Here is a 13,848-nt window from a genome sequence, read left to right as displayed (position 1 = left end):
CTGCTGCCCTTGGCGGGCAGCAGAACCCAGGTCCTTTGCGTTATGCGCACTTACAGGTTGGTGAAGGCCTTCTCCAGATCTTCGATCAGATCTGCCGGATCCTCGATGCCGACCGACAGGCGCAGCAGGTTCACTGGCACTGCCAGCTCGGTACCCTTCACCGAAGCGTGGGTCATCTCCGACGGATAGTTCATCAGCGACTCGATGCCGCCCAGGGATTCAGCCAGGGTGAACAGCTTGGTGCTCTCGGCAATCTTGCGGGCCGCCGATTCGCCGCCCTTGAACTGGACGGAGACCATGCCGCCGAAGCCGGACATCTGCTTCTTGGCAATCTCGTGGCCCGGGTGGTCTTCGAAGCCCGGGTAGAGCACGCGCTCGACCTCGCTGCGTTCACGCAACCACCCGGCAACCTGCGCGGCGTTCTCCGAGTGGGTGCGCATGCGCACGCCCAGGGTCTTCAGGCCGCGGGTGGTCAAGAACGCATCCATGGGACCGGAAACGGCGCCCACGGCGAACTGGATGAAGCCGATCTTCTCGGCCAGCTCGGCGTCCTTGACGATCACCGCGCCGCCCACCACGTCGGAGTGGCCACCGATGTACTTGGTGGTCGAGTGCACCACGATGTCGGCCCCCAGGGTCAGCGGCTGCTGCAGGAACGGGCTGGCGAAAGTGTTGTCCACGACCAGCAGTGCGCCGGCGGCGTGGGCAATCTGAGCGACCTTGGCGATGTCGGTGATCTTCATCATCGGGTTGGACGGGGTTTCCACCCACACCAGCTTCGCCTTGTTCTTCTCGATGGCAGCGGCCAGGGCCGCCTCGTCCCCCATGTCCACCGGGGTGTTGCCGATGCCCCATGCACCCAGGACGCGGTCAATCAGGCGGAAGGTTCCGCCGTAGGCGTCGTTGCCCAGCACAATGTGGTCGCCCGGGCGCAGGATGGCGCGGATCAGCGAATCCTCGGCGGCCAGGCCCGAGCTGAAGGAGAAAGCGTGGTTGCCGAATTCGGCGCCGGCCAGCTGCGCCTGCAGCGAGTCGCGGGTCGGGTTGGTGCCGCGGCCGTACTCGTAGCCGTTGCGCAGGCCGCCAATGCCGTCCTGCGCGTAGGTGGAGGAGAAGTGCAGCGGCGGAACTACCGCGCCGGTAACCGGTTCGAATTCCTGGCCCGCGTGGACAAAGCGGGTGTTTGCGCCCTGATGGTTTTCAGTCATCGATATCAATCCTTTGTGGTGAAGTCTCTAGCGGGTGGTGTAGGCCAGAAGGTCGGCTGCGGTGGCCGCGGCAATCACTTCGCCGCCCTTGGTCAGCAGCACGGCCGGGTGGCTCTTGAGCAAGTCTTGCGCATGCTCCGGGGTGTCTGCGGTGCCAATGAATGGCATTGCCAGGTCGCCCAGATCTGCCAGCGTGCTGGTTGGTTCTGCACCGGCCAGCAGCGCGTCGGTGATGTCGCTGGCACCGATTACGCCGCGGATCTCGCCGATTCGCGCAGGCAATGGTGCAGTGGCTACGACCAGCGCGTCATCGCCCTGCTCGCGCAGCGCCTTGGCCGCCTCGGCCAGGGTCGTGTCCAAGGGCACTGTCGCGGTGCCTTGCTTGGCCAGCGCCTCGCCGATGAAGTCCAGCGCGGAGTATTCATCGGTGGTGAAACCCTGGTCCAGCATCCACTGGTCGTTGAAGATCTTGGCCAGGTAGCCGCGGCCGCCATCCGGTGCGATCACGACCACCACGTCGTCTTCGCCCAGATCCTTGGCGGCGCGCAACGCGGCGACGACAGCCATGCCTGAGGAACCACCCAGCAGCAGGCCCTCTTCCTTTGCCAGACGGCGGGTCATCTCAAATGCTTCGGCGTCGGTGACCGGCTCCACGGCATCCGGCACGGAGGGGTCGTAGTTTCCCGGCCACATGTCTTCGCCGACGCCTTCGACAAAGTAGGGGCGTCCGGTACCGCCGGAGTAGACCGAGCCATCCGGGTCGGCGGCGATGATCTTCACCGGGCCGGAGGCGCGGTCAGCGGAGATCTGCTTGAGGTAGCGTCCGGTGCCGGTGATGGTGCCGCCGGTTCCTGCGCTGATGACCGCATGGGTCAGCTTGCCGTCGGTGTCATTCCAGATTTCCGGGCCGGTGGTCTCGAAGTGGCTGTCGGGAGCTCCCGGGTTGGAGAACTGGTCGGGCTTGTATGCGCCATCGATTTCGGTGACCAGGCGGTCGGATACGCCGTAGTAGGACTCGGGGGAATCCGGAGCCACCGCGGTTGGGGTAACTACTACCTTGGCACCGTAGGCGCGCAGCACGTCGCGCTTTTCCTCGCCCACCTTATCGGGGGTGACGAAAATGGTGTTGTAGCCCTTGAGCTGGCCTACCATCGCCAGGCCGACGCCGGTGTTGCCGCTGGTCGGTTCCACGATGGTTCCACCTGGCTTGAGCTGGCCGGATTCCTCGGCGCGCTCGACCATTTTCAATGCGATGCGGTCCTTGATAGAACCGCCCGGATTCAGGTACTCGAGCTTCACCAGTACGGTAGCTTTGATCCCGTCGGTGACTCGGTTGAGCTTCACCAAAGGGGTATTGCCGATCAGGTCTAGAACTGTGGACGCATACTTCATGTCAAGAACTTTACCGGCGGATGTCATACATGTCGTTCCGAGGCGTAGCGAAACGTCACGCAGTGGACGGATGCTTTTCCCTGGTGATAACGATGCTGGCCCCGGAATCCCGAGCACGAGGTTATAGGATGCGTTTCATGGAGAAGCCGTTGACCGCCAGCTACGATCCGCAGCGCCCCCTGGCCCTGCCCAAGACCTTGGGCATCTTGCGCCGCGGCCTGGGCGATCCGACGATCCGCCTGTCGCAGACCGAGGCGTGGCTGGCCTTTCCAACGCCGCTCGGGGATGCAACTTTGCATATCCATAAGCCCTCCCCCAGCTCGCCAGCCGCATTGCAGGCCTGGGGTCCTGGCGCCCAGTGGGCCATGGAATCGGCACCGAACTTGCTGGGTGCGAAAGATGACTGGACCGATTTCGACGCGGGAGTCAAAAAAGGCAAGTTCCCGGAGGTCGTCGCGCGTGCCCGCTTCGAGCATCCTGATTTCGTTCTGCCCAGCACTGGCAGGATCTTCGAGCACATGGCCGGTGCGGTCCTGGAACAGCGGGTCACCGGGATCGAAGCGAATTACGCGTGGCGCTGGCTGATCCGCAATCTGGGCCATCGGGCCCCTGGCCCGGCGCCCGAGGGCCTGATGATTTTCCCCGGTCCGCAGAAACTGGCAACGATGAAGCGGTGGGACTGGCAAGCAGCGCGTGTCGAGGGGCAGCGGGCCACCACGATGGCGCGTGTGGTGCGGGTTGCCAGCAGCTTGCAGTGGTGGGCAGATAAGCCGATCAACCAGCCAAAGCCCAAGGCAATGGCACCGGGAACCCTGGACGCGGCGATGGCGTCGGTGCCGGGCATCGGCCCGTGGAGCATTGCCGAGACACTGCAGCGTTCCCATGGGTCTGCCGACCATATTTCGGTGGGAGATTTCCATCTGGCAGATTTTGTTGGACAGGTGCTTGCCGGTTCAAGAATCAGCGATGCGCAGATGCTTGAGCTGCTGGCTCCCTATGCCCCGCATCGGCAACGCGTGGTCCGTCTGCTGCAGCTCTCCGGGCAGCGGAAACAAAGCTTCGGGCCCCGATACGCACCGCTGGATCACCGGCGGCGGTAAGGGAGCCCGAAGATTCTGGGAATTCCTAGGAGTCTGCCTGCGCGGCTTCCTCTGCGATCTGCTTATGCACTTCGCTCATGTCAATGCCCTTGACTGCAGTAACAAGGTCTTCGAGCTGAGTCTGGTTCAACGCACCAGCCTGCGAGAACACGAGGACGTTCTCGCGGAACGCCATGATGGTCGGAATCGAGGTGACGTTCGCAGCGCGGGCCAAGCCCTGTTCCGCTTCGGTATCCACCTTGGCAAACACTACATCGGGGAACTTCTCGGAAGTCTGCTCGTACACCGGCGCAAAATTGCGGCATGGACCGCACCAGGCAGCCCAGAAGTCCACCAGGACGATGTCGTTCTCATCAATCAGCTGCGCGAATTCGTCTTCGCTCACATTTTTCGTTGCCATGGTTATACGGTAGCCGATCCTTATTTGAAATACGTAGAAAGGTGATCTTGGTTGGACACGGGAATAAAACGAACCTGATGGCCGTGCAAGCTCGCCGGATGCAAAAAACTCCCGGATCCTGGGATCCGGGAGTTATTTTGTGGCAGATACTGGATTCGAACCAGTGAAGGCGTTGCCAGCTGATTTACAGTCAGCCCCCTTTGGCCACTCGGGTAATCTGCCGAGTACGTTCGCTCCAAGAACATTTGCTCTTGTCGGAACGAGAAATAACTCTACAGGAGTTTTCCGGAGTTGTGAAATCGAGAGGGGCATTTTTGCTGTAAGCCTGATCACACCCCGAATCTAGTGGTTAAAACCGGTAGGCTATGAAGCGAATCAGACCCGTTTCAACTAGGAGTATTCACATGGCTAGTGATTCCACATTCGACGTCGTCAGCAAGGTTGACAGCCAGGAAGTCGCCAACGCGATGAACCAGGCCCAGAAGGAAATCTCCCAGCGGTACGACTTCAAGGGCGTAGGCGCTGAAATTGACTTCAGCGGCGAGAAGATCCTGATGAAGGCCAACTCGGAAGAGCGCGTCAACGCTGTACTGGATGTTTTCCAGTCCAAACTGGTCAAGCGCGGCATTTCGCTGAAGTCGTTGGATGCCGGTGACCCTTTCGCTTCGGGCAAGGAATACCGCATCGAAGCGAGCATCAAGGAGGGCATCGCCCAGGATGTCGCCAAAAAGATCAACAAGTTGATCCGCGATGAGGCACCTAAGGGCGTCAAGTCCACGATCCAGGGCGATGAGCTGCGCGTTTCGTCCAAGTCCCGCGATGATCTTCAGGCCACCATGGCTCTGCTGCGCGACTTCGAAGAAGCAGACCTGCAGTTCGTGAACTTCCGGTAGGGCTCATCTCAGCCTGCTAGGCGTACTTCGCAAGAGCCGGGGGCTGGCACCCATCCGTGGTGGATGGGTGACGGCCCCCGGCTTTTTGCTGGATTACCGAAAACTCTCGTCCGACTGCTCAACGTGTCCGTTTGCCATCGCCTTTGCGTTTTTGCGCCTTGGCCTCGTCACGGGCCTTCTTCTTGTAGTACCTGTCGCGGGTCCTCTCCCTGGCACCACGCTTGGTCTCCTCCACATCGTCGGCAAAATGCTCCTTCGTCATCGCCGTGAATTCATCGATCGTGGCCTGCTCTTCCTCAGGAGTCGGCCCAGGAATCCAACTTTTCATCCAGAGCAGCTCTGCCAAATTGCAGATTGCCACTGCAGCCGTCACCACTGCACTGGCACTTATGGAACGGTGGAGAGCGTAAGAAGCAACAAAACTGATCACTATTGACGCCGTGAACGGCAGGAAAACGTAGGCAAACCCGCCTGGATTGGGCCTGCGATCGCGGAGCACGATGGGCCGCTCAATGACTGCGTCCGCAATCTCGGATAGGACAAACGCAAGAACTAGTGCGACCGCGATCCTGTCAAACGCCATGTCGACATCGATGAACAACGTAATGATCCACGCGAGCAGGAGGGCAACCGCTCCCTTCACCACACCTGTCGTCAACCGGCCAGCAATCGCATCACCCAGCGAAGGAAAACGGATTTCGCCGTCCGTCATTTTTCTTTCACCTCGTGGTCTGTTGATGAGGAGCATGCCGCGATCACGGTTCTGGGTTATCGCCTTTCAGGCTTCCCCCAGGGCTTCAACTTCCCGCAGACGCGAGTCTCCGATCGCCCATGGAGCGCTGCTATAACAGGTCGATCCGCAGGAGCGGTCACCTGCTCCAGCGCATTCGGCTTAGTACCCGCGGCCGCCGGCCATTGCTTCAAGCCGCGCGATGCGATCTTCCATCGGAGGGTGGGTGGAGAACATGCGCTTCAGGCGCGAACCGAAGGGGTTGGCGATCATGAGGTGCGAGCTGTTGACCAGCTTCTGGTCATTCGACGCCAGCGGAGCGTGGGAGATCCCCGATTCCAATTTGCGAAGCGCGCTGGCCAGCGCCAGGGGATCATTGGTCAGCTTGGCACCATCTTCGTCGGCGTCGTATTCGCGGGTGCGGCTCACAGCCATCTGGATGATGGACGCAGCCAATGGTGCCAGCAGCGACAAGGCAATCAAAGCGATCGGGTTCACCCCGCGGTTGTCGTTGCTGTTGCCGCCTCCGAAGAACATCAGGAACTGCGCCACCGAAGTGATCACGCCGGCAATGGCCGCGGCCACCGATGAGGTGAGGATGTCCCTGTTGTAGACGTGCATCAGTTCATGGCCCAGCACACCACGCAATTCTCGTTCGTTAAGCAGCTGCAAGATGCCTTCGGTGCAGCACACCGCCGAGTTCTGCGGGTTGCGGCCGGTAGCGAAGGCATTCGGCGAAGTGGTTGGGGAAACATACAGGCGCGGCATCGGCTGCTGCGCGTTCATCGAAAGCTCGCGCACGATGCGGTACATTTCCGGTTGTTCCGCTTCGCTGACCGGGTAGGCATGCATTGAGCGCAGGGCCAGCTTGTCGCTATTCCAATAGCTGTAGGCGGTACTTGCGAGGCCGATCAAGGCGAAGATCCATATGAACATCGAACGGCCGGTACCCGCGGAAATCAGCGAGCCGATGGCCAGCAGCAGGGCGAACATTCCACCCATCAAAAAGGCGGTTTTGAGTCCGTTGTTATGTCCATGCACGGCGATGCACTCCCTCAATGAAGCAAACCAAGTTGGTGTTCTCTAGTCTAGTCAACGACTGGAATTCCAAATATGTTCCGGTGAGAAGACCACATCGGCGCCCCGGGTGCAGGCACCCGCAGGGCAGGGGAATATACCGGGAGGCTGGACGTTGTAGTTTTAAGATGCGGTGCCACAGCTTATTTCCGGCTAGCCCGTTCCTCCGACCTATTGCGATTCTGAAAGTGTGCGCCCTGCATGTCCTTAAGTACTGCCAAACCGATCCGCTCGGAACATAGTTATGGGCTGATCCAAGGCACCTCCGCATACCTGATTTGGGGCATGCTCCCGGCCTACTTCCTACTGCTGCCTGCCATCTCGGCCCTCGAATTCGTTGGCGTCCGGGTAATCTTCTCGCTGGTTTTCTGCCTGCTTCTGCTAGCATTCACCCGCCAGTTCAAGCAGTTCCTGGCCATGTTCAGGGACGCCAAGGCCATGGGGCAGCTGGGACTGGCCAGTGTTCTGATCGCGGCCAACTGGACGCTCTACGCGCTGGCTGTCTTGACCGGGCATGTGCTGGAAGCATCGTTGGGCTACTTCATCAACCCGATCGTGGCGATCCTCCTGGGCGTCGTGGTCCTGAAGGAAAAATTGCGTCGCCTGCAGTGGATCGCCGTCGGCGTCGCCACTGTTGCCGTGGTTGTCCTGACCGTCGGACTGGGACGGGTTCCGTGGATTTCCCTCGGGCTGGCATTCTCCTTTGGCTTCTATGGTCTGGTGAAGAACAAGGTGGGCCAAAGCGGCACCGCCTTGGGATCCTTGACCATTGAAACCGTCTGGCTGACCCCGCTGGCCTTCGGCTATCTGATCTGGCTGGCTGCTGCCGATCAGTCGGCACTGTTCTCGGCTGACGTTCCGGGTCTCCTGCTCCTGGCCGGAAGCGGCATCATCACCGCTGTTCCACTATTGCTCTTCGGGGGTGCGGCTCGCCGCTTGCCATTGAGCACGCTGGGCTCACTCCAATTCCTCGCCCCGCTCTTGCAGTTCATCCTGGGGCTGCTGGTTTTCGGCGAGCACATGCCATTTGAACGCTGGGTTGGCTTCGCACTGGTCTGGGTTGCAGTCATCTTCGTACTCGTGGACATGATGCGAATTCCTCGCACTGGTTCCATGCCCGAACCGAAGAAGCTGGGCTGAGCACCGGTTGGCATGAGAACTGAGTAAGCGAAAGCCTCGAATCTCCGAAGGGAGATTCGAGGCTTTCGCCGTACTCGGCCTAGATCGCAGCTGCTTAGGCGATAGCCTTGCGGATGGCGTCTTCCAGGACGTTGAACGCATCTTCGAGCAGCTCGTCGCCAATGACCAGTGGCGGCAGCAGGCGCACCACGTTGCCGTAGGTGCCGCAGGTCAGGATCAGCACACCCTGGGCCAGGCATTCGTCGGCGATCGCCTTGGTCAGTGCGGCATCCGGCTCCTTGCCCCCGGCCTTGACGAATTCCATCGCGACCATGCCGCCACGGCCACGGATGTCGCCCAGTTCCTTAATCTCCTTCTGCAGCGCTCCGAAGCGGGTGAAGAACTTCTCTTCGATCTGCCGGGCGCGGCCCGCCAGGTCCTGCTCTTCCATGAACTTGATGGATTCCAGGGCTGCGGCCACTGCTACCGGGTTGCCGCCGTAGGTGCCGCCCAGTCCGCCGCCGTGCACCGAGTCCAGCAGTTCGGCGCGGCCGATGATGCCCGACAGCGGCATGCCACCGGCAATGCCCTTGGCCAGGGTGACGATATCAGGCTCGATGCCCTCGATATCCGACGCGAACCATGCGCCGGAGCGGGCAAAGCCTGCCTGGACTTCGTCGGCAATGAAGACGATGCCGTTTTCCTTGGCCCACTCGGCAATGCGCGGCAGGAAGCCTGTGGCTGGAACAATGAAGCCGCCCTCGCCCTGGATCGGTTCGATGATGATCGCCGCGATCTGGTCGCCACCGATCTGCTTCTCCATGGCCAGGATGGCGCGCTCGGCAGCTTCCTTGCCGGAGATGTTCGGGTTTTCCTCGCGGAACGGGTAGCTCATTGGCATGCGGTAGATCTCCGGTGCCAGCGGTCCGAAGCCGCGCTTGTATGGAGCTGCCTTGGCGGTCAGACCCATAGTGAGGTTAGTACGGCCATGGTAGGCGTGGTCGAAGGCGACCACTGCCTGGCGGCCGGTGGCAATGCGGGCGACCTTGATGGCGTTCTCTACCGCTTCGGCACCGGAGTTGAAGAAGACCGCACGCTTCTCGAAGTTGCCCGGGGTGATGGCAGCGAGCTTCTCGGCCAGCTCGATGTAGTTCTCGTACGGGGCGACCATGAAGCAGGTGTGCGTGAAGCGGGCTGCCTGCTCGGCGACGGCCTTGGCTACCGCTTGATTCGAAGCGCCAACGGTGGTCACCGCGATGCCGGATCCCAGGTCGATCAGCTGGTTGCCGTCGACATCGACAATGATGCCGCCATCCACCTCTGCGGCGTATACCGGCAGGCTGGAAGCCACGCCTGCGGCAACTGCCTTGGCTCGACGGGCGGTCAGCTCCTGCGACTTCGGGCCGGGGAACGGACCGTTGATCTTGCGCTTCTGATCAATGCGGTAGGTAACGTCCATGTGCTTGTCCTTCCAGAACTTGTTGGTGAGCTCGCTTGCCCAGTTTTCTCTATAACTAGAGAGTATTCTCCTGGCCACCACCGGACTACGCTGAATGGCACAACGCATTCCGTGTCGCCTAGTGCATTTGCACAAGAAAGAGGCCTCTGCGTTCCAAGCCGTAGCTTGAAGCGCAGAGGCCTCTAATCCTGATGCTGCGTGCAGGTTCTAGTTTCCTGCCGAGCCAGCTGGCTCAATCACATCGTCGTCCTGCTTTTCAGGATGACGACTCAGGTTGATCAGCGAGACGGCCAGGCCGCCCCAGATGGTGAGCATGGAGATAATCATGAAGACAATCGCGATGGCACTCATGGCTAGTACTCCTTTCCAGCGACTTCAGGAACTTCCTCGGCCTCGACATTCGCACGATGCTGGTCGAACTCGGGGTCATCGATCTTCGAGTTCTTGCTCCATGGAATCAGCGAGAGCACGATCGCGCCAACGATCAGCGCACCGGCCATGCCCCAGCCGAAGATGCCGTTGAACCAGACAGGGTAACCGCTGTAGGACTCGGCCATCTTGCTTTGCAATTCGTTGATCAGCATGTAGCCCAAGGCTGCTGGTCCGATGCCGCCAACGAGGACCTTCCAACCGGTTCCCAGCTTGATGGAACTATGGCGGTTCAGGTGCTTGGCCAGCTTCGGCAGCATGCCCAGGCCGGCACCGAAGACGATCACGAGTACCAAGGCGCAGGCCAGGATGCCGAACTGGTTGACGAAGGCATCCATGGTGTCCAGCAGGTACAGGCCAGTGGTGGTCGGGAACAGCACCAGCGAAATCACTGCAACCGGAATGCCCACGACCAGGGTCGCTGGGACGCGCTTCCAGCCCAGCTTGTCCTGGAATGCCGCCACGATCACCTCAAGAATGGAGATCAGCGAGGTCAGGCCTGCGAAGACCAGCGAGCCGAAGAACAGCACACCGATCAGCGAGCCCAGCGGCGCTTCGGACACGATGGTCGGGAAGGCAATGAAAGCCAAGCCGATGCCGGAGGTGGCAACCTCGTCCACGGAGCTGCCGGCGTTGTAGGCCATGAAGCCCAGAGCGGCGAAGACGCCGATGCCTGCCAGCAGTTCGAAGCTGGAGTTGGCGAAGGCGACAGCGTAGCCCGAACCGGTCAGATCGCTCTTGCGCTTCATGTAGGACGAGTAGGTCACCATGATGCCGAAGGCAACGGACAGCGAGAAGAAGATGTGCCCGAAGGCTGCAGCCCACACCGCTGGGTTGGACAGTGCCGCGAAGTCGGGGGTGAAGAATGCATTCAGGCCGTCGATGGCGCCTGGCAGGAAGACCGACTGGACGACCAGGATCAGGAACATCACGATGAGCAGCGGCATGAAGACCGCGTTGGCTCGGGAAATGCCCTTGTTCACGCCGGCGACCATGATCACGATGGTGACCAGCCAGACGAAGAACATCGGGATGAAGATGTTGCCCACGAAGTCGAACCCGACATTGACGTTGTCCGAGACCTTGAGGAAGTCGTTCATGAAGAAGCCGGAGGCGCCGTCTGCGTTCGTTTCCCATGCCTTGGTGATGGAGAACCAGCAGTACATGGCGGCCCAGGCAATGATGGCCGCGTAGTAGATGGCGATGATGAAGCAGATCAGTACCTGCCACCAACCCAGGACCTCAGCCTTGCGGTTAGCCCGGCGGTAAGCCAGCGGGGCGGAGCCGCGGTAGCGGTGGCCGATCGAGTAGTCGAGGAACAGCAGCGGGATGCCGGCGCAGAGAATTGCGACCAGATACGGGATCAAGAATGCGCCGCCGCCATTTTCGTAGGCGACATAGGGGAAACGCCAGATGTTTCCCAGACCAACGGCCGAACCAATCGCTGAGAGGATGAACAACTTTCGGGAGCTGAAAGTCTCACGCTTCTCTGTTGCGAGTGGAGCGCCCTGCGATGAAGATGGAGTGCTCATGTGTCTAAGCTACTGCAAAACTTTCACATTGTGGTCATTTCTAGAGCTTGCGTGTCCACATTTTGAGCATTTTGCTAAATCGGGAACTTTTCGCTCTCCCACTAGAATGACTATATGGCAATTAGTTTACGCGGTCTTCTGGAACATGACGAGCTCGATCTTCGGCCGCTAACTGAACACAGTCACCGCGATGGCATGGTCATCACCTGGGGTGCGGTGACCGAACTACTCGACCCTTCGCAGTTCTTGACCGGACGAGAAATTGTCTTGACCACTGGCGTTCGCCAGAAGACCAAAGCCGCGCAACGGCAGTTCGTCCATGTCCTTGCGGCCAATGATGCCGTAGCTTTGGGTTTTGGCACAGGACTGGAGCACGATTCGGTACCGCAGGCGACCGTTGACGCCGCCCGCGAAGTAGGACTTCCCGTCTTCGAGGTTCCCTATCAGATACCTTTTGCGGCGATCACCCGGCTGATTGCCGAAGCACTGAACTCCGATCATCTCAAGCGCGTTGAAAGCCTGCTGAAGTCCCACCAGAAGCTAGCCCAGACACTGCTCTCCTCGGATCTCGACAGCATGCTCGAGGAACTCGAACGCATGCTCGGCACCCAAGTGGCACTGACCCTGCACGGAGAAGTGATCAGCGGCGACTATGATCCGGCGCGTTCCTGGCATGAACGCCCGGTGGCCACCGGGCTGCGCGACAAGTGCACCTTGCATATTGCCGAGCCCTACGTCCACCAGCAAGTAGTCGACTACGCGCAGTCGCTGATCGGCCTGGAACTGGCGAACAAGTCCCGGCTGCGCGCTTCGCAGCGCCACGCCAACGGCCAAGTGCTCGAAGACCTCGCCGGCGGCGCCCTGGTCGGCGCCGATGCGGCTGGACGCCTGGGCGCTCTGGGCTTGAACACCCAGCGCGAGCACTCGGTCATCCTGGTCCAGGCTCCAAGCCAGATCGAGCGCTTGCAAACCCTGCCGCTGCCTTCCGATCTCTCCTCGCAGGTTTCGGCGATCATCGATGGCCGATTGGCAATCATCGTTGCGCACGGTAAGGTGCAGCTGTCCGTCAAGCACCTCGATGAGTATCTGCTCGCGGCCGGCATTCCGGCGCGCGTGGGCTACGGGGGACGCTACCCGAATACCACCGGCATCCGCTGGAGCTACTTCGAGGCCCTGGAGTCATTGCGCCACGGCGAACGGGTCAACGAGCCTACCAAGCTGTCACTCACCTCGCTCCTGCTCGCCGCCCACGATGTTCCCCTGCAGGATTTGGCCATCGAAGTGCTGGGGCCGCTGCAGGAGTTCGATGCCTCCCACGATTCCGACCTGTTGCTGACGTTGAGCGAGTATCTCAACCGCGATGGCTCGGTGGGCGCGGTGGCAGAGTCCATGGGCCTGCACCGCAACACGGTGCGCTACCGGATGCAGCAGATTTCAGACCTTTCCGGCTACGACCCGAATGTGACTAGCGACCGAGTCCAGCTCTGGATCGCGTTGAGCGCCCTTGAGCTGGGCTAATCTCGATAGGATAAAGACATGGCAGACATGTTTCTAGAGAAGTTCTGTTCCCTGGTTCCCAAGTACTTGGAAGACCAGTGGAACGAGGCCGATGGCCTGAGCGCCGAAGAATTGCGCGAAGGGCTGGCGCAGTCCGAGGTGCCGATTCCCTTCGTCCTTGAAGAGTTCTATCGTGCGCTGGGCAATAATGAAGATTTCATGGAGGCCTACCACTACTTCTTCGATCCGGAAGAACTGGAAATCGAAGACGGCTACCTCTTGTTCCTGGAAGACGAGGAAGAGAAGTTCGTCTGGGGCTTCAAGGCGTCCCAGCTCGATGTTCCTGATCCAATCGTCTACCGCCGCAACAATGCCAAGGGCAAATGGACCAGCGAGGAAGGCACCTTCAGCGAATTCACCCTGGACATGTTCGCCTGGGTCTTCGAAGAGCTGGCCGCTGAATTGGAGGACTAGTGCTCCACCGTTCCCATGAACCAGCCAATTACGCGTGCCCTTTCTGCGAGCTGGTTAACGACCTGCCCTTCAGCCAGGACAACTTGTGCGCGCCCACAGATCTGATCTATCAGACCGAACTGGTGGCAGCGATCATGGCTTGTGATGGGTTCGGGAACTACGGCGGTCATGTGATGATCATTCCTACCGCGCATCTGGAGGCGCTCTATGACCTCGATGAGGCCGCTGGTGCCGCGGTCATGCGCGAAACCAAGCGCGTCGCCTTGGCGATGAAGCTGGCCTGGGATCCGGAAGGCACGAGTACCCGGCAGCATAATGAGCCGGCGGGCAATCAGCACGTGTGGCATTATCACCAGCATGTTTTCCCGCGCTACGCCGATGACGAGCTTTATCGGCAGCTGCGCCACCGGGTTTCAATCCAGGAGCGGGCGAGCAAAGCGGAACAGCTGCGCCAGGCGCTCTTCTCCCCCGAGCATCCGCAGCCGCTGACTCGCGAGGATATCGTCAGATAAGCAGGAGCATGCACGTGGGCAGAAGC

The 13,848-nt window shown here is 60.3% G+C and carries 14 protein-coding genes and 1 tRNA gene; 6 read left to right on the top strand and 9 right to left on the bottom strand.

Features of this window, described 5'->3' with window-relative positions; translation table 11 throughout:
• Positions 1–50: 50 nt before the first annotated feature.
• Positions 51–1,208 carry a cystathionine gamma-synthase gene (locus EKH49_RS12355; protein ID WP_128471092.1) on the bottom strand — a complete coding sequence of 386 codons (1,158 nt, stop codon included), beginning with the start codon at positions 1,206–1,208 and terminating at the stop codon, positions 51–53.
• A gap of 27 nt (positions 1,209–1,235) precedes the next feature.
• Positions 1,236–2,600, bottom strand: a complete 1,365-nt coding sequence (locus EKH49_RS12350; RefSeq protein WP_038992244.1) for a pyridoxal-phosphate dependent enzyme — start codon at positions 2,598–2,600, stop codon at positions 1,236–1,238.
• Positions 2,601–2,737: 137 nt separating this feature from the next.
• Here EKH49_RS12350 and EKH49_RS12345 point away from each other — a divergent pair, with 137 nt between their 5' ends.
• Positions 2,738–3,700 carry a DNA-3-methyladenine glycosylase family protein gene (locus EKH49_RS12345; protein WP_128471091.1) on the top strand — a complete coding sequence of 321 codons (963 nt, stop codon included), beginning with the start codon at positions 2,738–2,740 and terminating at the stop codon, positions 3,698–3,700.
• 25 nt (positions 3,701–3,725) lie between these two features.
• Here EKH49_RS12345 and trxA read toward each other — a convergent pair whose 3' ends face one another.
• Entirely contained in the window at positions 3,726–4,100 is a 375-nt protein-coding gene (gene trxA, locus EKH49_RS12340; RefSeq protein ID WP_038992246.1) for a thioredoxin, read from the bottom strand.
• Between the two features lie 140 nt (positions 4,101–4,240).
• Positions 4,241–4,322, bottom strand: a tRNA-Tyr gene (locus tag EKH49_RS12335).
• A 182-nt stretch (positions 4,323–4,504) separates the two neighbouring features.
• On the opposite strand from EKH49_RS12335, the gene EKH49_RS12330 reads away from it, so the two are divergent.
• A complete protein-coding gene (locus EKH49_RS12330) occupies positions 4,505–4,993 on the top strand; it encodes a YajQ family cyclic di-GMP-binding protein (RefSeq protein WP_128471090.1) in 489 nt (162 codons plus the stop codon).
• A 118-nt stretch (positions 4,994–5,111) separates the two neighbouring features.
• Here EKH49_RS12330 and EKH49_RS12325 read toward each other — a convergent pair whose 3' ends face one another.
• The gene (locus tag EKH49_RS12325) at positions 5,112–5,705 is read right to left on the bottom strand and encodes a hypothetical protein (protein ID WP_128471089.1); all 594 of its coding nucleotides are present in this window, start codon (positions 5,703–5,705) and stop codon (positions 5,112–5,114) included.
• Positions 5,706–5,885: 180 nt separating this feature from the next.
• Positions 5,886–6,764: a zinc metalloprotease HtpX gene (htpX, locus tag EKH49_RS12320; RefSeq protein ID WP_066140830.1), complete on the bottom strand. Its 879-nt coding sequence runs from the start codon at positions 6,762–6,764 to the stop codon at positions 5,886–5,888.
• A 237-nt stretch (positions 6,765–7,001) separates the two neighbouring features.
• Between htpX and rarD the strand changes: the two genes are divergently transcribed.
• Positions 7,002–7,940 (top strand): EamA family transporter RarD, encoded by a 939-nt coding sequence (gene rarD / locus EKH49_RS12315; RefSeq protein ID WP_128471088.1) that lies wholly within the window; start codon positions 7,002–7,004, stop codon positions 7,938–7,940.
• A 94-nt stretch (positions 7,941–8,034) separates the two neighbouring features.
• Here rarD and gabT read toward each other — a convergent pair whose 3' ends face one another.
• The 3 genes from gabT to EKH49_RS12300 all read right to left on the bottom strand — a co-directional run bounded on the left by gabT (position 8,035) and on the right by EKH49_RS12300 (position 11,339).
• Entirely contained in the window at positions 8,035–9,378 is a 1,344-nt protein-coding gene (gabT, locus tag EKH49_RS12310) for a 4-aminobutyrate--2-oxoglutarate transaminase (RefSeq protein WP_128471087.1), read from the bottom strand.
• 207 nt (positions 9,379–9,585) lie between these two features.
• Positions 9,586–9,729 carry a methionine/alanine import family NSS transporter small subunit gene (locus EKH49_RS12305; protein ID WP_073705872.1) on the bottom strand — a complete coding sequence of 48 codons (144 nt, stop codon included), beginning with the start codon at positions 9,727–9,729 and terminating at the stop codon, positions 9,586–9,588.
• 2 nt (positions 9,730–9,731) lie between these two features.
• The gene (locus EKH49_RS12300) at positions 9,732–11,339 is read right to left on the bottom strand and encodes a sodium-dependent transporter (RefSeq protein WP_128471086.1); all 1,608 of its coding nucleotides are present in this window, start codon (positions 11,337–11,339) and stop codon (positions 9,732–9,734) included.
• Between the two features lie 114 nt (positions 11,340–11,453).
• Between EKH49_RS12300 and EKH49_RS12295 the strand changes: the two genes are divergently transcribed.
• Genes EKH49_RS12295 through EKH49_RS12285 form a run of 3 tightly spaced genes read left to right on the top strand, consistent with a single transcriptional unit; the run spans position 11,454 to position 13,822 of the window.
• Positions 11,454–12,857 (top strand): PucR family transcriptional regulator, encoded by a 1,404-nt coding sequence (locus EKH49_RS12295; RefSeq protein ID WP_128471085.1) that lies wholly within the window; start codon positions 11,454–11,456, stop codon positions 12,855–12,857.
• Between the two features lie 18 nt (positions 12,858–12,875).
• Complete coding sequence (locus tag EKH49_RS12290) at positions 12,876–13,310, top strand: hypothetical protein (RefSeq protein ID WP_038992256.1); 435 nt, start codon at positions 12,876–12,878, stop codon at positions 13,308–13,310.
• The gene (locus EKH49_RS12285) at positions 13,310–13,822 is read left to right on the top strand and encodes an HIT family protein (protein WP_128471084.1); all 513 of its coding nucleotides are present in this window, start codon (positions 13,310–13,312) and stop codon (positions 13,820–13,822) included. The genes EKH49_RS12290 and EKH49_RS12285 overlap by 1 nt, the downstream gene beginning before the upstream one ends.
• Positions 13,823–13,848 lie beyond the last annotated feature (26 nt).

Origin of the sequence: Glutamicibacter sp. HZAU, from assembly GCF_004100365.1 — a bacterium.
Taxonomy (GTDB): domain Bacteria; phylum Actinomycetota; class Actinomycetes; order Actinomycetales; family Micrococcaceae; genus Glutamicibacter; species Glutamicibacter nicotianae.
The sequence above is the reverse complement of the archived record's forward strand: the minus strand, read 5'-3'. Positions and strand labels throughout refer to the sequence as shown.